Source organism: Gillisia sp. JM1, from assembly GCF_000424645.1.
GTDB lineage: Bacteria > Bacteroidota > Bacteroidia > Flavobacteriales > Flavobacteriaceae > Gillisia.
The window spans coordinates 1962665-1984348 of the sequence record NZ_KE384218.1 but is presented as its reverse complement, the minus strand read 5'-3'; the positions used below and the strand labels follow the sequence as shown (position 1 = coordinate 1984348).

Below are 21684 nucleotides of genomic sequence, written 5' to 3'. Positions count from 1 at the left end.
TTATGAAAAAAATAATCAATACTTCCAATGCTCCTGCCCCAATTGGGCCTTATAACCAAGCTGTTTTAAATGGAGATATGCTTTACACCTCCGGACAAATTGCCATCGATCCAAAAACAGGAAAATTGGTTACAGACTCTATCCAAGCTGAAACTGAATTAGTAATGGAGAATTTAAAAGCAATTCTTACTGAAGCAGGAATGACTTTCGAAAATGTTTTGAAATCCTCGATCTTTATTAGCGACATGAATAATTTCGCACAGATAAATGAAGTCTATGCTAGTTATTTTAACGCTGAAACTGCTCCAGCACGAGAAACAGTAGAAGTAGCAAATCTCCCGAAATTTGTAAATGTTGAAATTAGTGTGATCGCTTCTAAATAGCTTTTATCATTAAACTTGCGGTAGCGGGATTAGTGGCTAGCGGAATATTATGAACGTCGCACAATCTCATAAGCATAAAGATGTCTGGTTCATGTGGATGCTTATCTAAAGGATCCCCAAAAAGATCACCATATAAATTTGTCCTTCTGCCACTCTAGAGGCAATTTGCGCATCACCACCCATTGGTGCAGATAATAATTTTTAGACCTTGAAACCCGCAGCTTCTGTTCTGGCATCTGTGGTTCCAGTGGTTATATGGTTGATTTGTTTTGAATGAAGCACCTCTTTGTATTCATTTAAGAACTGAACCATTTCTCGCTTTATACCGTTATGGGCTATAATTGCAATGGTAATATAATCAAGAACTTTGGGCAAGCCCACGAGGTATTTCCCGATGGTTCGGCAGGAAAATACTTTTAAAAATTCGAGGCAAACCCGCCTGAATGTTTCGGGCAGGCCTCGGGGAATTAAACCCTCAATGAGGGATTAAGTAGATAAAATGTCTGAAATTCTTAAGAGATCTAGATTTATATCATGTTTTTCCTTTAGAGCACTTTCTAATGTACAGGATTCAATTTGGTTATTCACAAAACCAACCATCAAATCTTTTTTTCCGTCTAGCAAGAGCTCTACTGCTTTTACACATAATCTGCTAGCCAATACCCTATCAAAACAACTTGGGCTTCCTCCACGTTGAATATGTCCTAAAACGGTAACCTTAGAATCGTAATCTGGAAGGTTTTTTGTTACATATTCTGCTAATTCAAAGACATTCTTTCCAATTTTATCACCTTCAGAAACCACTACTATACTTGACATTTTACCTGAATTTCGGCTGCGTTCTAAAGAAGCTAATAATCGCTCTAATCCAAGGTTTTCTTCTGGGATCAAAATTTCTTCTGCTCCAGCTCCTACTCCGCTATTCAATGCGATAAATCCAGCATCTCTCCCCATCACTTCCACAAAAAATAATCTATTATGAGAACTAGCAGTATCTCTAATCTTATCTATTGCATCTACTACAGTATTTAAAGCAGTATCATAACCAATGGTGTAATTAGTCCCAAAAATGTCATTATCGATGGTTCCAGGCACACCAATGACTGGAATATTATGCTCTTCACTAAAAATTTTTCCCCCTCTAAAAGTTCCGTCTCCTCCAATAAGAATCATTGCATCAACATCAGCGTTTTTTAAATTGTCTGCGGCTTTTTGTCTCCCTTCAGGAGTAAGAAACTCTTTAGATCTAGCCGACTTTAGTATAGTACCTCCTCTGGAAATGATATTTCTCACACTTCGGGCGTCCATTTCCACATAATCCCCTTCAATCATTCCTTGAAATCCTCGATAAAATCCTACACATTGTATTTTATAATAGGCACAGGATCTGGCTACTGCTCTTATTGCAGCATTCATTCCTGGGGAATCTCCTCCAGAAGTCATTACGCCTATTCGCTTTATAGTGTTGCTCATAAATACTTCTTTGAATTCTAAAATTACAAAGTATAATTGAAAATGTTAAAAAGTGGATATTTATTTAACCTAAAAATAATAAAATAGAAGGTGAAATCTTATTGTTTTGGAAAGACTATATAATCTGGAGCTAGAGATTTAGCAGATTCTTCCTGATCTTTTTCTTCAACAGATTTTACGATTTCTTTATTTAAGATCTTTGTGATCAATTCTTTGAAGGTGTCAAAATCTACAGAATAGGAAAGCCCTACTCCTTGAGTAAAACCAATCTCTTCGCCAATAAACTGTATATTATTTTCCCTATTAAAAACTTTAGCCCTTAGGCTACCGTCCTCATTCAGTAAAAATTCAATTTCAACATCCCCAACAATTATAGATTCTGTAACTCCACCAACAGGAACCCCAACTTGTCCATTTATAAGTACTCTATTGGTTATTTGAGTAGATAAGGTTAATCCAAACCTATCTACCGTTTGCTGATCTGGTGTACGGTCTCCTTGTACATAATTTACACCTACTTGAAATTTCCCCTCTTCATCGGCAAAAATATCATTCACCAAAGAAGAAGCTCTTTCTACCAAGTTTCCAGTTATAGCATTCTGCCCAATTGCAAATTCACTATAAAATGATCCTTGAGTAACTAAAAACAATGCTTGCAGCTCTCTACTTGCTCTATCACTAATTCTATATTCTAATTCTGAACGTACTACAGAACTGGCATTTGGAAATTCCACATTAAAAGTGATATCGGGTTGTGCTATTTGACCTTGTAATAAAATAACTACTTCTACAGGGATCTTTCTGTTAATTGATGGGTTCTCCAGCAATACTGCCGGGTTAGCATTTACTTCGTAAACTGCACTCACATCCAGCTGGGCTTGGATTGGACTCCCATCCCAGTTAATACTACTTCCTGAGCGCACTTGGAATACCTTTTGAACAAGGCCTGCATATTTAAAATTATAGACCCCTTCATAAACCACGAAATCTCCCCACATATTAAACTTCCCATTGGTATTAATCTCCAACAATAAGTTTCCTGCTCCACGACCTCGTAAAGTACTTCCGCTGGTTTGATCTACTACCACTTCCACTTCGGCATCATTGGTAATATCCAAATCAAAATTTAATTCTAAACCTTTTACTTCCTGAATTTGAATAGGAATCCCTGCAAGACGTGATGCTTTTTCTTCAGGACTCAAAAAGTGGATATACGAGTTATCTCCAATAGATTCTGTATCGTTTAATGGGATCTTAAAAACAGTTCCTTTTGCAGTAGAAGCATTCACATCTATTACCAACTCATCTGTGGGACCTTTTATACTCGCAAAACCATCTATAAATGCAGTTCCATAATATAGTGCATCTTCAGTAGCTTCAGTATCTAAAACCAGCAATCTGTCACTGGTAACACTAAGGTCTAAAAACCATTCCTTAAAGTTTTTATGAGAAATGATTCCATCTAAAATTCCCGAAGTTTTGTATTTGGTATCTACAACTTCTATCTCATCAAAATTAAATTGTTGATTGGTGAGATTTACAGTAGCATTTTCTTTAAAATCTAGATCTACATTTAAGTAAGGAACTCGAAGTCCGGCCTTTTCCAAAGTTAATTTTCCGGAAATATCTGGATTTTTATAATTACCACTCACCTTTGCATCTCCAGATGCTAGACCTCTAATATTATCTATTGCATCCTTACCTAAAGCACTAAATGCGGCCATATTGAACTTCCTGAGATTCACATCTAAATCTATCGTTGGATTATTCCCTACATTAATACCTCCTTGAGCATTCAAAGATTCAAAACCTTTATTTATCAAAGTGGCATCTATATTATAAAAAGTAAGGTCGCCTTTACCATCTACGTCCAACTTTAAATTACCCAATAGGTTATCATTTACGGCAAGATCCTTTATAGTTAAAGAGGTATTTGGATAATAGGTGCCCTTTTCCTGTAGTAAATTCAACTTTCCATTAAGTGTTCCTGCAAGATCCAAGCTATCTATATCTGGGGTGATCTTGCCAACGTCTACATTTTCGAAGGCTATTTTAAAATCTTTGTATGTGCTATCTCTTAAATTACCATTTAATCTAATTAATTCTTGTTCATGACTTAATACCAAAGAATCTATAACAACATCATTAAATTTATTGTCGAAAACAATCTTGTTGCTTCGGTTATTATTCTCATTTAGAAACCACAGATTCTCTTTAAATTTCACATCAGAACGTTGAATCCCAACCACAGATTTATTCTGTTCGTTTATAGTATGATAAAAGTTGAGATTGAAAACATCCTTATTATTCTTTCCTCCCTGAAATTCTGAACGTATAAATAAAGTATCACGTAAGGTTACGTTAATAAGACTGAATTCAGAAAAATTATAGTATTTGGTTGCAACACTATCTGCTTCCACATAAGTGTTATAGATAGGATTATTATTATCTACCTGAACATTGATATCCTTCATCATATTCCCAAAAGCTTCGATCTTGGGAGATTTAAAGGTGAGTTTAAATTCAGATTCATCAGATTCTATTCTTCCTCTTATAAAGGTGTTTGGAGCAAGTGCCACTTCTGGGAAGAATACTTCTACGATCTTATTATAGATATCGAAATCGAATTCTAAATATTGATCGGTAGTAATTACATCAGGTCTATAATTGGTGTAAATACTTCCTATAGAGTTAGTTATTAAGGCTCCAACTTCAGAAACTTTAAATTTCCCAGTAACCTGTCCATTGAGAACATCTGGAGAATTTACGGCAATGGTTCTAACTCCTTCAGCATCAAAGGTGGAATTAACTTCCAGATCATCAAAATAATATAGATCATTCTGGTTTTGATAAGAGGTATTTAATAATAAGACTTTTCCCGCAATATTATCTAAGGTGTTACCCTGCATATTTATAAGGATGTCTCCTTTTAATACAGAAATACTATCTCGGGTAATTAGATTTAGCTCATTGAGATCTGCGTAAGCTATAGATGCCTGAAAATCGTATACATTTACTTTCTCTGAAATATCTACCAGCCCATTGAATTCTAATTTAAAATTAGGATCGTTGGAATTGAAGTTTCCGTTAAATACTGAATTTCTCACATTCCCAAGGATGCTGATATCCGAATAAGTATAATTCTTAAAATTCAATCTTGATATTTTCCCGCGTATTTGAGTGTTCAAGGATTCTTGGGTAAAACCACTTCCGTTTATATTGAGATTTAGACTGGTCTTTCCAAGATCTTTATTATCTAATAATCTCCCAATATTGAATTGATTAAAAACCAGATTCCCTTTATAATTAACATTTGCACTATTACTTATATTATTCATTACAAAATCTGCCTTTGCACTACCTAATTGACTATTTATTAGAACATCGGCATCTAAAGAATTTTTTGTTACAAGCATTTTACCCGCAAGACTTAAATTACCAAACTCACGAAGCGTTAATGGCAATTTATCTTTTAAAATTGTAGGTAAAAGATTGAGCAGATCGTAATAATTAGAAGCTAACTCATTAAAATCTCCGGTAAGCACAAAATCATTCATCTCTTCAGAAAATGCTCCCTTCAGATTTATAAAACCATCAATTCGGCTCCGGTCCATCCCTTTCAGATCTAAATTTTTTAGATCGAAATCATTCAATGTCCCTTCTAGATCTGTAGATAACTTTATATTCTGATTGCTTCCAAAAGGAGCATAAAAATTAACCAGATCGTTCGTGGAAATATTCGAATCTTTAAAAGAAGCTTTAAGTTCAACTTTATTTAGAAAATCTGAGAAATCCTCAAGTTTATAGTTCATCTCTATAGAACCATCTAATCTAGAATATGGAGTAATCAGCAGAAAGGAATTTAAATTCATCTTTGTTGGAGAATACGAAAAATCCGTTTGTAAGTCCCGGATATCTAATCCCCGACCTTCTTCAGCTTGTAAAGAATTTATGCTCACTTTAAAATCTCGATCTACTACATCAAGATATTCCGCTTGAAGTTCTAGTTTATCTAAAACAATCACTTCCGGATTGGTGATGTTTTCATCTACATAACTGTAATAACCTTCAGAAATAAAAATATCCCTAACCTTTAGGGTGAATTGTTTTGGCTCTCCAGTAGGCTCGGTTTTTAATTTATCCAGTAGGATACTAAGGTTATCTGAGTCTTCTCCTTTATAGCGTTTCATCTTAAAAATGAAGCCTTCTGCAGTAGAACTTCCTAAACTAGGATTATTGGCTATAAGATTAGAAACACCAAGGATAGAAGTTCTAAACTCCTGTATATCAATCAAGGTATTCGCGTGGTGGTCTTTTACCAGAACCTCGTTTAGTTTTACTTTTCCAAAGTACGAGAGGCTTACTCTTCCAACGGACACATCAATATCTGTACGTTCTTGTATAGAAGTTGTTATCCTTTTAGCCACCGAAGTTTGTACGGCAGGGATAGAAAATAAAATCAATAAAAAAACGAAAAACAACAGCAAAGCTACTACTGCTCTAATTAGTATTTTCAAGAGTTTTTTGATATGCTTTTATGTTTTAACTTTGTAAACAATATTAACAATTAATATGCCTAACTTTTCTTAATGGCTTCCCAAAATATATACATTCTGGCTATAGAATCTTCTTGTGATGATACAGCCGCCGCTATACTAAAAAACGATACTTTATTGTCCAATATTGTTGCTACCCAAGAGGTGCATCAAAAATTTGGTGGTGTTGTCCCAGAACTCGCGTCTAGAGCACATCAACAAAATATTGTTCCTGTAATTCATCAGGCAATTTCTGAGGCAAATATCGACAAAAAAGACATATCTGCAATTGCCTTTACCAAAGGACCTGGTTTAATGGGTTCGCTCCTAGTTGGAACTTCTTTTGCGAAATCTTTGGCCTTAGGTCTTAACATTCCTTTAATAGAAGTCAACCATATGCAAGCGCATATTTTAGCACATTTTATAAAGGAGCAGAATTTTAAAACTCCAGAATTTCCTTTTCTGGCACTTACTATAAGTGGTGGCCATACTCAAATTGTAAAAGTGACTAGTCATTTTGAAATGGAAGTAATTGGTCAAACCATAGATGATGCTGTGGGAGAAGCTTACGATAAAAGTGCAAAGATCATGGGGCTGCCCTATCCCGGTGGGCCTCTTATAGATAAATATGCGCAGCTTGGAGACCCTAAAGCTTATAAATTCACCAAGCCAAAAGTAGGTGGCTTAGATTTTAGTTTCAGTGGATTAAAGACTGCTATTCTTTATTTTATTCAGAAACAGGTAAAGGAGAATCCGAATTTTATTGAAGAAAATAGAAATGATATCTGCGCATCTATTCAATATACCATTGTAAATATTTTAATGGATAAGCTAAAAAAAGCAGTGAAAGAAACAGGGATCAATGAAATTGCGATTGGTGGCGGGGTGTCTGCGAACAGCGGGATTCGAAAAGCCTTAAATGAAGCGGAAGGCAAGTACGGCTGGAAAACCTATGTGCCAAAATTTGAATACACAACAGATAATGCAGCAATGATTGGAATTGTTGGTTATTATAAGTATTTAGCAAAAGATTTTACAGATCTTTCGGTAACCGCACAACCGCGATATAAAATTTAAGAAGATGCAGTTATTTTATCACCCAGATATAGAAGAACAGGCTCAACAAATTATTTTTCCACGAGAGGAAAGCAAACATATAGTAAAGGTTTTGCGCAAAAAGGAAGGTGATCTTTTGCACGTGACCAACGGAAAAGGTTTTTTGTTTATTTCTGAATTAACTTTGATCACGGCACAACAGTGCATTGCAAAAGTAATAGAGGTCCAAAAGGAAGAAAAACCTAAGTATTATTTACATATGGCTGTTGCACCCACAAAAATGAACGACCGTTACGAGTGGTTCTTGGAAAAAGCAACTGAGATTGGGGTTATGGAGATCACACCAATTATATGTGACCATAGCGAACGTAAAGTGGTTAAATTGGATCGTTTTGAAAGAGTCTTACAAAGTGCAATGAAGCAATCTTTGCATTTCACTTTACCTAAACTCAATCAACCGGTAAGATTCTCTGAGTTTGTGACCGATACTCCTGAGGGAAGCAAATTCATAGCGCACTGCGAAGATGAAACAGATAAAAAATCATTGCAAAATTGTTTAGAACTGGGTGAAAAATCTATTGTTTTAATAGGTCCTGAGGGAGATTTTTCTTCAGAAGAAATAGTTTTAGCAAAAGAAAATGAGTGGAATCCCGTAAGTTTAGGGAACACAAGATTAAGAACAGAAACAGCTGCGATCGTTGCTTGCCATACCGTCGCGTTGTTCAACGAAGAATAAATTTAAATGAAACAAGTTACTGCCATAATCCTATTTTCTATATTTAGTCTCTCTATGACTGCTCAGGAAATTGCCTTATTAAAATATCAAGGAGGTGGAGATTGGTATGCAAACCCAACGGCATTACCCAATCTTATAAAATTTTGCAATCAAAATATTAATACTGCATTTAAAAATAAGGTAGAAACTGTTACGCCCGGAAGTATTGCAATCTTTCAATATCCATTTATCCATATGACGGGTCATGGAAATGTGTTTTTTAGCAATGAAGAGGCTAAAAATCTTAGAACTTATTTATTAGGAGGAGGATTTCTTCATATAGACGATAATTATGGGATGAATAAATTTATAAGAGCTGAATTAAAAAAGATATTTCCTAATAAGGAGCTACAGGAATTACCAGCTACTCATCCTATTTTTAGCAGTGCTTATAACTTTCCAAACGGTTTGCCTAAGATTCATGAGCATGATGGTTTGGGACCCCAAGCTTTGGGCTTATTTGACAATGAAAGGCTCATCTTACTTTTTACTTTTGAAAGTGATCTTGGTGATGGCTGGGAAGATCCTGCTGTGCACAACGATCCGCCAGAAGTGCGTTTGAAAGCCTTACAAATGGGAGCAAATATTATTAAATATGTTTTTGAAAATTGAGCTTACAACTAGATCATTCCAAGCATTCTGAATCTGAAAATAAATTTCCTATTATTATTCTCACAGATAATATAATGGGTGAAGCCAATATAGGAAGTTTATTTAGACTTGCTGATGCTTTTAATATTGAACAAATAATTTTTTCGGGAACTCCAATCAATTTAAAAAGTAACAGACTCCGAAGAACCGCACGAGGTACTTTTGAAAGAGTAGATTTTGATCATACCGAGAATATAATAGAAACAATTGAAAGTTATAAATCCAAGGGTTATGAACCTGTCGCTCTGGAAATTACATCAGATAGTGTGGCCTTAGATGCGCTTGTCCTAAAAAATGATTCAAAGATCTTACTCATTGTGGGAAATGAAAGACATGGAATTAGTCAACTGGTTCTAGATACTGTTCAAACTAAAGTTCATATTCCTATGTTTGGAAACAACAGTAGTATGAACGTTTCTCAGGCAACTGGAATTGCTTTGTACGAATTTTCAAAAACCTTTCTTACCTTTCGTCAGAAATAATATCTTTACCCTGTGAACGCAAAAACATTTTCTTACGGGATATTAAGAGCTTTAGGGATTCTATTAGGGATCTTTCTTCTTTTATTCTTTCTATTTAAAATTCAATCTGTACTAGTTTACATAGCTATTGCAGGAGTAATTTCTTTGATAGGAAGACCAATCGTTATCTTTTTAAGATCACGGCTTAAAGTGCCAAATTTGGCAGCTGTTATAATTGTGCTGCTTTTTGTTTTAGCTATATTCGTTGGAATAATCCTAGTATTTGTTCCTATTGTAATTGAACAAAGTCATCAAGTAGGACAAATAGACGTAGAGGCTTTTAAGAAAGATATCAATTTAATGAACGAACAGATCAATGAATATCTGGGAGTTGAAGACATTAATTTGATGGAAAGCTTAAAGAAAAGTGAGCTTGCTCAGAGTTTTGATGTGAATCTTATTCCAAAGTTCTTAAATAGTGTTTTCGGAATTTTAGGTGCCACATTAATAGCCGTTTTTTCCATTATGTTCATTTCATTTTTTCTATTAAAGGATAGTAAATTGATGCTGAATAGTATTTTGGTTTTTGCTAATAAAGGAGAGGAAGATAAATTTCAGAGAGTATTTAATAAGATCAAGATATTACTTTCTAGGTATTTTGTAGGACTTACTATGCAAGTGTTTGTTTTGTTTGTTCTGTACTTTTTATTACTAAGTATATATGAAATAAATAATCCCTTGGCAATTGCATTTATATGTGCCATTTTGAATTTAGTTCCCTATTTAGGTCCTATTTTCGCTGGTATCCTTATGGCCTTGTTCGTGATTTCCAGTAATCTTGGTGCAGATTTTCAGGTGGTAATCTTACCTAAACTAATTTTTGTAATGATGGGTTATTCCATTTCTCAATTAATAGATAATTTAATAAGTCAGCCGTTAATCTTTGGTGCCAGTGTAAGATCGCATCCCTTAGAGATATTTCTTATTATCCTTATTTCAGGGCTTTTATTTGGAATTATTGGAATGGTAGTAGCAATTCCTTTTTATACTGCTTTAAAAGTGATCGCTAAGGAATCTTTGAGCGAATATAAGATCGTTAAGAGACTTACTAGAGATCTTTAAACCCCTTTTAGCTTGTTGAACAAAGCACTTTTACATCCAGAAGTCCAAAAGTTTATTAAGGAACATCTGCACGAGGATATTACTAAACTTATTTTAAAAGGCTCCCCTTTTCCAGATGTTAGCATTCAAGAAATCGCAACACAGATCTCCGGATTAAAAAAGGCCAAAAACAAATTGCCTACATGGTTTAAAAATCAGGACATTCTCTATCCTCCTAATTTAAATTTAGAGCAAACGTCTTCAGAAATCACAGCAAAATATAAGAGCGAACTAATTAACGGTAGTACTCTAATAGATCTTACGGGCGGTTTTGGGATTGATGATTATTATTTTTCGAAGAAATTTAAGAAAGTGATTTATTGCGAGCTTAATAAAGAACTCTCTCATTTAGCAACACATAATTTTAAAAGCTTAGGTGCGGCAAATATAAAAACCCATGTTGGAGATGGATTAAAGATTTTAGCAGAATTAGACGAAAAAGTAGATTGGATCTATTTGGATCCAGCCAGAAGAGACGACTATGGAGGAAAAGTATTTCTTTTAGAACAATGCACGCCCAATGTCCCCGAGAATTTAAAACTACTATTTCAAAAATCAGATAATATCTTAATAAAGTCTTCTCCTCTACTAGATCTTTCTGCCGGAATTTCTGAATTGAGAAAAGTAGTGGAAATTCATATCGTATCAGTAAATAATGAAGTTAAGGAGTTGTTGTGGGTATTGAATAGAAATATTTCGAAGAAGATAAAAATCAAAACCATCAATATATCCAATAAGGAGACTCAGTATTTTGAAGCACTTTTAGATGATGAAGCAGAACCTTCAAAATATAGCTTCCCATTAAAATTTCTTTATGAGCCCAATCCGGCGATCATGAAAAGTAAGCTTTTTAGTGCCTTATCTTCTGAAACCAATACCTATAAACTACAAGCTAATTCTCATTTGTTTACTTCTGAAGAATTGCAGCATTTTCCAGGCAGAAGTTTCGAGATCATAGAAATTATACCATATAATAAGAAAGCTTTAAAAAGATTTCTAAAACTAAAAAAGGCAAATATTACCACAAGAAATTTTCCAAAATCTGTAAATGAAATTAGAAAAGAATTGAAGATTGAAGATGGTGGAAATGATTATCTCTTTTTTACAACCGATCTTAACAACGATAAAATTGTTGTGGTTTGTAGAAAAGTTAATAATCTCAAGGGATCTTAGACATCCCTCCTCGCGTCGGGATGACAAGCTATCGTCAAGCTGAACTTGTTTCAGCTTCTATTTTTTTTAATAGTCATTCACATTAAGATCCTGAAATAAATTCAGGATGACGTGATAGTGCGATTTGTCATTCAGAGCGCAACGCAGTGAAGCGAAGAATCTCAATGAAGCACAATCCAACTTAAAAAGAGATCCCTCCTCGCGTCGGGATGACATTACTTTGTCATTCAGAGCGCAACGCAGTGAAGCGAAGAATCTCAACGGAGCAAAATCCAACTTAAAAAGAGATCCCTCCTCTGGTCGGGATGACAAGCTATCGTCAAGCTGAACTTGTTTCAGCTTCTATTTTATTTAATAGTTATTCACATTAAGATCCTGAAATAAATTCAGGATGACGTAATAGTGCGATTTGTCATTCAGAGCGCAACGCAGTGAAGTGAAGAATCTCAACGAAGTAAAATTTAACTTTAAATGAGATCCCTCCTCACGTCGGGATGACAAGCTATCGTCAAGCTGAACTTGTTTCAGCTTCTATTTTATTTAATAGTCATTCACATTAAGATCCTGAAATAAATTCAGGATGACGTGATAGTGCGAATTGTCATTCAGAGCGCAACGCAGTGAAGCGAAGAATCTCAACGAAGCAAAATTCAACTTAAAAAGAGATCCCTCCTCGCGTCGGGATGACAAACTATCGTCAAGCTGAACTTGTTTCAGCTTCAGTTTTATTGGTCTCAAAAATAGTTAAAACTATGCACTTTAGTGCATTTCGCTTTAGCTTCTAAAAAGACCTACCTTCGTTTTATGCCAGACCAAAGAAGTAATGGACATACAGTTTCAAGGTTATCTGCTCATATAGTTTGGAGTACAAAGTATCGTTATCCTGTTCTGATTGGTGATAAACAAATTCGTTGCCGAACCCTTCTGATACAGATATGTGAAACTGAAGATCTCATAATTTTTGAAAGGAGTTATATCCAAAGACCACGTCCACATGCACATTGAATATCGTCCATCGATGAGTATAAGCTATCTGGTAAAGAAACTTAAGGGCAGGAGTTCACGAAAACTTCAACAGGAGTTCCCTTCACTAAAATCAAAGTATTGGGGTCGTCATTTTTGGGCAATAGGTTTTGGTTGCTGGAGTACAGGAAATATAACCGATGAAATAGTGAATGAATATTTGGAACATCATAGAAAGCCAGGTGATGGTGAAAACACAGACTTTATATTGGAGAAATGACCATTGGGTGACTTCAAGTCACCAGCCCGAAACTATGGACTTCAAGTCCATAGTGGTTCATTTAATAGTTATTCACATTAAGATCCTGAAATAAATTCAGGATGACGTAATAGTGTGATTTGTCATTCAGAGCGCAACGCAGTGAAGCGAAGAATCTCAATGAAGCACAATCCAACTTAAAAAGAGATCCCTCCTCGCGTCGGGATGACATTACTTTGTCATTCAGAGCGCAACGCAGTGAAGTGAAGAATCTCAACGAAGCAAAATTCAACTTAAAAAGAGATCCCTCCTCTGGTCGGGATGACAAGCTATCGTCAAGCTGAACTTGTTTCAGCTTCTATTTTATTTAATAGTCATTCACCATGAGATCCTGAAATAAATTCAGGATGACGTAATAGTGCGAATTGTCATTCAGAGCGCAACGCAGTGAAGTGAAGAATCTCAACGAAGTAAAATTTAACTTTAAATGAGATCCCTCCTCACGTCGGGATGACAAGCTATCGTCAAGCTGAACTTGTTTCAGCTTCTATTTTATTTAATAGTCATTCACATTAAGATCCTGAAATAAATTCAGGATGACGTGATAGTGCGAATTGTCATTCAGAGCGCAACGCAGTGAAGCGAAGAATCTCAACGAAGCAAAATTCAACTTTAAATGAGATCCTTACTCAAGTCGGGGTGACATTACTTTGTCATTCAGAGCGCAACGCAGTGGTGCGAAGAATCTCAAAGAAGCAAAATCCAACTTAAAAAGAGATCCCTCCTCGCGTCGGGATGACAATATTTGTCATTCAGAGCGCAACGCAGTGGAGCGAAGAATCTCAACGAAGCAAAATTCAACTCTAAAAGAGATCCCTCCTAAGGTCGGGATGACAAGCTATCGTCAAGCTGAACTTGTTTCAGCTTCTATTTTTTTTAATAGTCATTCACATTAAGATCCTGAAATAAATTCAGGATGACGTGATATTGCGATTTGTCATTCAGAGCGCAACGCAGTGAAGCGAAGAATCTCAACGAAGCTAAATCCAACTCAACAAGAGATCCCTCCTAGCGTCGGGATGACATACTTTGTCATTCAGAGCGCAACGCAGTGAAGCGAAGAATCTCAACGAAGTAAAATTCAACTTAAAAACAGATCCCTCCTCGCGTCGGGATGACATTACTTTGTCATTCAGAGCGCAACGCAGTGGAGCGAAGAATCTCAACGAAGCACAATCCAACTCAACAAGAGATCCCTCCTCACGTCGGGATGACAAGCTATCGCCAAGCTGAACTCGTTTCAGCTTCTATTTTATTTAATAATCATTTACATTAAGATCCTGAAATAAATTCAGGATGACGTGATAGTGCGATTTGTCATTCAGAGCGCAACGCAGTGAAGCGATGAATCTCAACGAAGCAAAATCCAACTCAATAAGAGATCCCTCCTCGCGTCGGGATGACATTACTTTGTCATTCAGAGTGCAACGCAGTGAAGCGAAGAATCTTAATGAAGCACAATTCAACTTAAAAAGAGATCCCTCCTAGCGTCGGGATGACATACTTTGTCATTCAGAGCGCAACGTAGTAAAACGAATAATCTCAGGGAACTATTAACCTCTCAAATCAAGAAATAACACAGGTTTTCTACTTCCCGTTGGATTCTTTAAACTATTTATTTCAGTGTCACTCACCATTTCAATTTTAGGAATAACATGCAATCGGGTTTGAAAATGTTGATTTAACAGCTCTTGTTCCAATTTAGATAATGAATTAGAAATTTTCACGAGTAATAGATCCATCTCAGTTTCATCTTTTTGTACAATGACCACAAAATTGGAAATAGTATTAAATTCTACAATTACATCTATAATATGCTGTGGATATAAGCTAGTGCCTTTATATTTTATATGCTGTTTCTTTCTGCCCAAAACAGGGCTTAATCGCATTGTATTTCTACCACATTTACATATTTCGTTAATATAACTCACCATATCTCCTGTCGCAAAACGCAAGAGCGGCATAGTTTGTACTTGTAATGTGGTAACTACCAACTCCCCTATTTCTGCGATTTTTACAGGATTTCCAGCTTCATCTAAAACCTCTGTATAAACTAATTCAGGTTGAATATGATTTCCTGTATGATGTTCACATTCCGTAAAGGCTGTAGCCATTTCTGTAGATGCGTAGGTAGAGAATAATTCTATATCCCAAAGCTCAGTGATCTTTCTGCCCAAAGCATTCAATTCAAAATTCTGATCTCTTAGAGGTTCTCCTATACAAATAGCCGCTTTTATAGATGATTTCTTATAATCTATTCCATTCGACACTGCGTATTCTATCATTTTCAATAAAAATGAAGGTACTGCTACCAAATAATTCGGTTTAAAGCGCTCTATAGAATCCCATTGTAAATGTGGTAATCCACTTCCAGTTCTAATAATTCCTGCACCAAGCTTCCTTAAACCCAAGAAATAAGCCATACCTGCAATGAACCTTCTGTCTAAGGTAGTAGTAATTTGAACTTTATCTCCTTTTAAAATACCTGCAATTTTAAAAGATTGCATTTCATTTATTGCTAGCCTTTCCAGATCAGCTTCATTTAATAAGAAATTTACAGGCTTCCCTAAAGTGCCAGAGGTAGTAACATGATCTATAACATCTTCACTGGGAACACACAGGAAATCCTCATTAAATTGCTGAAGATCTTCCTTAGTTGTAACCGGGATACGCTTTAGATCGGCTCCCGTCTTAATTTCACTCATATCTATAGCATGCGCTTTAAAAAGCTGCTTGTAGAATTTAGAATTCTTTTTAAGATATAGCAACTGCTTTTGTAATTCTAACCATTGTATTCTTGCAATTTTCTCTATAGAGGAAGTTTGAATGGGAGTCATATTTTATAATTTACGAGTGCTTTTAGCAATCATTTTTTCAAGATAATTAAGGTCGGTTAAGCTAGTAACTTCCCTCATTTTAGCTTGTTTAAAATATATAATTGCTTTTTTATATTTCTTTTGCTGAAAATAATAATCCCCAGCCAAGGCAAATCCTTTCCAATAATTTGGATTTAGCTGAATCAATTTTTCGAGATCTTCAGTTTTTACAAATTTTTGATGTGAAACCAGCTCATGAAGTTTTCTATATAAAACCCTATATTCTTCATAATCCTTAAACTCTTCAGAATAAATAAATTCATCTGCAGGAATGGTTTCCGAAGCATTCATCACACTTTTCAGATTAGAACCCTTTTCAAAGATTTCGAAAGCTTCAATAAGATCATAAGCTACAAAAGCTCCCAACTGATAGGGATTTGCACTTACCCAAACTTTTCTTTCTTCAGGTTTAAAAATAATTCCATGATGCGCAAGAAGCTGGTTGATTGCTTTTTCATTTCCAAAGCCCAAATCTACGCCTTCAAGACCTTCTTTATTTCTCAATATCGCTGCAGCTTTTTCAGGATTTAAAGAGTTATTAGTAGCCAGTAATTCCTTCATTCTGTCATATCTATATTGGGTATGACTTTCTAAAATTGATTCAGAATTTCTTCTATCGTCTTTAAAAACTTCACTCTGAAAATGATTACTACATATAAGCTGATCTGAATTTGGAACTTCAAATACTCCAAAATTATCCGGGGATACTTCAATTAAAATTGCTTTATTTTCTGAAGCGCTACCAATCATAATAGATTCAGATACAAAAACTTCTCTTTTTTGAGCTATTGCGATGGCCTCCTCAGTATTTTCTGCATATTGCAAGATCTCTCTCGCCACAAGTGAAATTGGTGTTTTTGCAATAAGTGGGATTTTAGATTTCCCAGCATTTATAGTAACAGTGAGCCCTTTTTCGTTCATTCCGCTTACCACACCTATCATTCCTCCCCAGGTATACATCATAAATTTATGACCTGCATCTGGGTTTACAAAGGCTACTATTTTTTCTTCAGCAAATTCATCACCCGCATAAAAATCGAAATTTCTACCTAATAATAATTCCCCATCTTCGGTATTAGAATCCCAAGCAGCAAAAGAGGTGCAACCAACTAGCATTAAATCTTGTAATGCATGTCCAATATCGTGAGCTCCATGTAAATAAAGCATTCGCACATAAGCGGGAGCAAAAGAATTGTATTTGGGTAATGCGAATCTTGAGATCCCGTAAATCTCTTGTTTGTACACCTCTGGGACATGTAGATAGATCTTCCGGTTAAACCAGCCAATTGTTTTGGATAAAAACTTTTGATAACCAGTAGAGGGAACCAGTGATTCTATCCTAGTCATAAAAGCAGTCTCTTGCTTATGTATCAACTCGCGGGTAAGAGAACCATTTATAATCCCTCTTTCCAGAGCATCTCCTTCTATATATAATTCCCAGATCCCATATTTGTTCTTTAAAAGGATATTATTTCCAATAGTATAAAGACTGTCATTATGCTTTGTTCGTAGGGTGTCTATATTTTCTATCCCGGAAATATCAGGCCTATTCTGCATATTTCTATTAATCCCACAAGAGAATTGTAGAAGAATAATGAAAAGAAAAGCCCCTAAGCGAATTATAATCAGTTTCATTTTTTGGCTTTTAAACCATTCTTTGAAGCAAGATCACTCCGTTTTGGCGATAATGAATCTCAAAATTTGAGTCTACGATCCATTGATATGCGTAATCTTTATCTAAAATTATCACTTTTTCAACTTGTTTAGCAACTAATTTATGGATCTCTTTTTCAAATAATTTATTGGAAGATTTGCAGATCACAATCGACTTGAATTCAGAGAAATTCTCAGGGAGTTCGTTTTCAAAGTTTAATTTTTCAGATTGAGCTGCGTAACAATTGTTTGCAATTTGAAGTTTTTCAAGATCTAATTCTAAGCCGGTCACTAAATTTTCAGGATTCTTAAAATGCAGATAAATTGACAATAATCCAAAATCTGAATAAAAATGAAGAATATTTTCATTGTCAAAAAATTCAGCAACTTTAAGATAGCGATCTTTATTCTTTTCAAAATCTTTTTTTACCAATCTATATATCTTCTTATATCTATAATTAGCAATTATCTCTTTTTTAAAATACAATTTATCCTTATTAGAATTCTTATTGAAATTAATAGCCAATCCTAATGCAGTATAGGGAGCTAGACCTTTTTCTCTAGGTCTAATAAACAGAAAGTCGAAGATCGCACCTTGTAAAATAAATGCAACCGAAACTGCCGAAAATACTCCAATTATAGATACGATTGAAATTGATCTCAAGGCAGGATGCTTAGCAAAGAATAATGCTCCAATCCCTAGCAAAGTTGTAATTACTGAAAGCAATATGGAAGTGCGGTAGGTTTTAAGCACTTTGATGCCGAATTCATATTCCTTCAAAAATGCATTAGTGATAAAAATGCTATAATCCAGACCTAATCCAAAGATGAATGTAGATATTATAATATTTAAAATATTGAATTCTATATTAAAGAAGGCCATCATTCCTAAAGCGATCACCCACGTAATACCTATGGGTAGAAGGGTTAAAAAACTTAGAACAAACGATCTATAGCAGATTAAAAGAATTAGAAAAACAGCAATTATTGAGTAGCTGATAAGTTGATTAAAATCATTCTTTAAATTTCCTAAGAAACTCTGATTTAACTGCTTTCTATCTATTACCACTACGTTCTTAGACTCCTTTAAAGTTGATAGAATTTCTTCTGAAGTTTTTGGATCTAAATTTATAGAAGTAGTTACTGTTGCAAGATCTTGTTTAGAAGATAAAAAATCGTCCAGATATAAGGTCTTTGTTTCCCTATAATCCTCTAGATAAATAGGGTCAAAATCTTTAGAGATTTGATCATACAGGCTTTCAAAACTTTCTGGTCTAAATCCAAATTCTGAAGATTCAGTAATCAATGTAGATTTAAGTTTTTCTTGCCGCTCTTGAGTCCAGAAATCTTTCCATTTATTAATTTTCTCTAGTTGCGTGTTTGTGGAAAGCACCACTCCCCCAATACTACTAAAACCTTCAATTTTTCCAGAATCCTTAAGTACGTTTAGTTTCTCATAAAGTTCATTATTGGCTTCAAGAGCTTCATCTGTAGTATTTCCATAGGTTACCAGATAGATGGATTTTGCTGCGTTTCCGGCAATAGACTGAACTTGCTTTTCAGCTTGTTTAATCTCTGTTGGTTCAAAATTAATTGCTGAAAGATCATTATTGAATTGAACTTTTGTAAAATAAAAAAGACTAAAAACAAACAAGCCTAAGATCGCTATTACCAGAAATGATTTTTTATGGTAGGCTATTCCAGCAATTTTATCTATAAAAGTCTCCTTTGTATTTACATTTTCCTTTGGGACCCTATACAAAATGGGGATAAGTATAAGTGCAACTACAGAAGCTACCAAAACACTTACGGCAGCAAATATTCCCAGATCATTCAAAGCTTCACTTTTCACGAATAACAGACATAAAAATGCAACTGCGGTTGTACCGCTACTCATTAAAATAGGCCCGGTAACATCTCTATATAATTGAGGGAGGTCATTATTATTCTTATAGTGCGTGAGAATATGCAAGGCATAATCTAAACTGATTCCCAACAAAATAGCTCCAATTCCTACTGAAATAGCCGAAATACTTCCTTTAAATATATATAAAACCGCAATAGCTGTTATTGCACCTATGATGCTAGGAATAAATAATATCAGTGGAATATAGATCCTTCTGTAATAGAAAATTAAAAGCAGTAATAGAACACCACTAGCAAAACCAAGAGTTAATTTAATATCTTTTTTAATCTGGTTTGCATTGGCCACAGAATATAATACTCCGCCAAAGAACTCTGCATTCACGAATGAATATTCAGCATTCAATGAGTTTTGGATCTCTTTTAATTTTTCAATAAAAACAGTATTCTTATCTGTTTCTGAAGATGGAAAAGTTGGAGATAAGAATAACAATAAATGTTTTTCATCTTTTGTTAGCAGAAAACTATTGTATAATTTGAAATCATCCCCTACCTGTAATTCTTCTAGCTTTTTTAAACCTAGATTCGTGAAAGAAAGCGGGTCTTTAAAAATAAAATCCTTGGTTACGAGACCGGTTGGAGAAATAATGCTTTTATAATCATCTTTTAATCGTTGCTGAATAGTATCTAACTCGAGTCGATTGTTTATTGCTTCATAATCTGAATTATTCAAGAGTAAAGGCAAATTATCATAAACAAAATCATAGATCTCCAAGATCCCTTCTTCTGGTACTTTTCCCTGAATATTTTTCACATATTCCGGAAGATCAGAATTTATAGTATCTATAAAGCGTTGAGCATATTTAGTAAGTTCCTCTGGAGAACTTTCTTCAGAAGTAGAGGAAATAGTAACGATAATTTTATCTGAAAATTCAGTTTGATCCAAGACTTTTTTAAGCACATCCTGCTGCGCACCTTCAGGAATAAGGCTGGTAATATCTTCTTCTAAATTTATTTTAGAAGCCAAAAAAGATAACAAGGATAAGATCAGGATTCCTGAAAATATCGCGAGATATTTATGTTGCTTTAAGTACTGGTTAAAGTTGAACATTTATGGCTTGATAACCTGTTTTGGATTAGTCATCGAAAATAAGAAATAAAAGACAATCCACAGTATTAAAGAGGTGAATGCTGCCAAAGCCATACTTCCTATAATATATTGCCATAAACCATTAAATATTTCTGTGGAAGAATCAAAATCAGATAAGCTCAATCCCAAATTATACCCATTTCCTGTGAGCACAGAACCTGCCTGATAACTCGCGTAAATGATTATTGGTATAAGCGGTGGAATACTGATATTGGAAAACAGAAAAGCAATTACCTTATTTAATTTAAAGCTAGCTGCTAGTACAAAAACTAACAAAGTATGTAGTCCCCAAAATGGTGAAATCCCAACAAATACGCCAAGTGCAATAGCTGCTGCTTTTTTATGTGCAGGTTCTTGGCTTTTTATAACATCTTCATTCCAGAATTTTTTAAAACCTTTGTCCTTAAAATCTTGATATTTGTTTCTAGGATGAATATATAGAAAACTCACCAATACAAACCACATATATAAAAATACGATTCTAACAATATCTTCAAAAGGCCTAAAATGAGAAACCCTATCTGCTCCTTCTTGATATAGAACTTTTATAGGAATGTTCTTCACCTCTACTTTTCGCCAGACTGCTTTTACGATTACCTCAATCTCAAACTCGAATTTTCTGGTATAAAGAGGGATATTATTAACTATTTCTAAAGGATAAAGCCTATAGCCACTTTGAGTATCATGTAATTGATTCCCGGTAACTACCATATACCAAAAGTTAGAGAATTTATTCCCAGTAGAACTTTTCATAGGAATTCCATCTTGCCCCATGTTGCGATCTCCTACTAACAATAATTCTCTATCATTTTTCCCTTTTTTCTCTAACTCAGTTAGAAAAACATCAAGATCATCGGCATAATGCTGCCCATCTGAATCTATGGTAATGGTATATTTATAACCAGCCTTTACAGCTAATTCAAAACCTTTTTTTAGCGCAGTACCTTTTCCTTGGTTTATAGGGCTATTAAAAATAGTAAGTTGAGAAAATTGGCTTAAAATATTGACGGTGTCATCTATAGAACCATCATTAACTATAATTATATTATTGGTGTACACCAAGACATCCTGTATAACTGAAGCTAATGACTTTTCGTTGTTATAGGTTGGTATCACTACACAACACTGTAAAGCATCAAATCTGGATTGGAATATAGGTGAAGCACTCAAACAGTCGAAATTTAAAAAAACA

The 21684-nt window shown here is 34.7% G+C and carries 13 protein-coding genes and 2 pseudogenes; 8 read left to right on the top strand and 7 right to left on the bottom strand.

Going from position 1 to position 21684, the window contains the following annotated elements:
- Positions 1-2: 2 nt before the first annotated feature.
- Positions 3-383 carry a RidA family protein gene (locus tag H033_RS0112295; RefSeq protein ID WP_026838573.1) on the top strand — a complete coding sequence of 127 codons (381 nt, stop codon included), beginning with the start codon at positions 3-5 and terminating at the stop codon, positions 381-383.
- Here the strand turns inward: H033_RS0112295 and H033_RS20200 are convergent.
- The 3 genes and pseudogenes from H033_RS20200 to H033_RS0112280 form a co-directional block, all read right to left on the bottom strand.
- A pseudogene (locus H033_RS20200) lies at positions 376-737 on the bottom strand (methylglyoxal synthase). The gene H033_RS0112295 and the pseudogene H033_RS20200 sit on opposite strands and share 8 nt — an antisense overlap.
- 132 nt (positions 738-869) lie before the next feature.
- Positions 870-1856 (bottom strand): 6-phosphofructokinase, encoded by a 987-nt coding sequence (pfkA, locus tag H033_RS0112285; RefSeq protein ID WP_026838572.1) that lies wholly within the window; start codon positions 1854-1856, stop codon positions 870-872.
- Positions 1857-1954: 98 nt separating this feature from the next.
- Positions 1955-6373, bottom strand: coding sequence for a translocation/assembly module TamB domain-containing protein (locus tag H033_RS0112280; RefSeq protein WP_231367611.1), 4419 nt, complete (start codon positions 6371-6373; stop codon positions 1955-1957).
- A 72-nt stretch (positions 6374-6445) separates the two neighbouring features.
- On the opposite strand from H033_RS0112280, the gene tsaD reads away from it, so the two are divergent.
- From tsaD to tnpA, 7 genes and pseudogenes are all read left to right on the top strand, one after another.
- Positions 6446-7468, top strand: coding sequence for a tRNA (adenosine(37)-N6)-threonylcarbamoyltransferase complex transferase subunit TsaD (gene tsaD / locus H033_RS0112275; RefSeq protein WP_026838570.1), 1023 nt, complete (start codon positions 6446-6448; stop codon positions 7466-7468).
- Between the two features lie 4 nt (positions 7469-7472).
- On the top strand, positions 7473-8183 hold the full coding sequence (locus H033_RS0112270) for a 16S rRNA (uracil(1498)-N(3))-methyltransferase (RefSeq protein WP_026838569.1): 711 nt from the start codon (positions 7473-7475) through the stop codon (positions 8181-8183).
- A gap of 6 nt (positions 8184-8189) precedes the next feature.
- The gene (locus tag H033_RS0112265) at positions 8190-8834 is read left to right on the top strand and encodes a DUF4159 domain-containing protein (protein WP_026838568.1); all 645 of its coding nucleotides are present in this window, start codon (positions 8190-8192) and stop codon (positions 8832-8834) included.
- Positions 8831-9355, top strand: a complete 525-nt coding sequence (locus H033_RS0112260; protein ID WP_026838567.1) for a TrmH family RNA methyltransferase — start codon at positions 8831-8833, stop codon at positions 9353-9355. Before H033_RS0112265 ends, H033_RS0112260 begins: the two co-directional genes overlap by 4 nt.
- 12 nt (positions 9356-9367) lie before the next feature.
- Entirely contained in the window at positions 9368-10456 is a 1089-nt protein-coding gene (locus tag H033_RS0112255; RefSeq protein ID WP_026838566.1) for an AI-2E family transporter, read from the top strand.
- Between the two features lie 15 nt (positions 10457-10471).
- Positions 10472-11668 (top strand): class I SAM-dependent methyltransferase, encoded by a 1197-nt coding sequence (locus tag H033_RS0112250; RefSeq protein WP_026838565.1) that lies wholly within the window; start codon positions 10472-10474, stop codon positions 11666-11668.
- An 804-nt stretch (positions 11669-12472) separates the two neighbouring features.
- Positions 12473-12911: pseudogene (gene tnpA, locus H033_RS20195) on the top strand (IS200/IS605 family transposase).
- A gap of 1592 nt (positions 12912-14503) precedes the next feature.
- Here tnpA and H033_RS0112240 read toward each other — a convergent pair.
- Genes H033_RS0112240 through H033_RS0112225 form a run of 4 tightly spaced genes read right to left on the bottom strand, consistent with a single transcriptional unit; the run spans position 14504 to position 21662 of the window.
- On the bottom strand, positions 14504-15787 hold the full coding sequence (locus tag H033_RS0112240) for a phenylacetate--CoA ligase family protein (RefSeq protein ID WP_026838563.1): 1284 nt from the start codon (positions 15785-15787) through the stop codon (positions 14504-14506).
- A gap of 3 nt (positions 15788-15790) precedes the next feature.
- Complete coding sequence (locus tag H033_RS0112235) at positions 15791-17461, bottom strand: acyl-CoA--6-aminopenicillanic acid acyl-transferase (protein WP_026838562.1); 1671 nt, start codon at positions 17459-17461, stop codon at positions 15791-15793.
- A gap of 10 nt (positions 17462-17471) precedes the next feature.
- Positions 17472-20453 carry an MMPL family transporter gene (locus H033_RS0112230; protein WP_026838561.1) on the bottom strand — a complete coding sequence of 994 codons (2982 nt, stop codon included), beginning with the start codon at positions 20451-20453 and terminating at the stop codon, positions 17472-17474.
- Positions 20454-21662, bottom strand: a complete 1209-nt coding sequence (locus tag H033_RS0112225) for a DUF2062 domain-containing protein (RefSeq protein ID WP_051227909.1) — start codon at positions 21660-21662, stop codon at positions 20454-20456.
- Positions 21663-21684 lie beyond the last annotated feature (22 nt).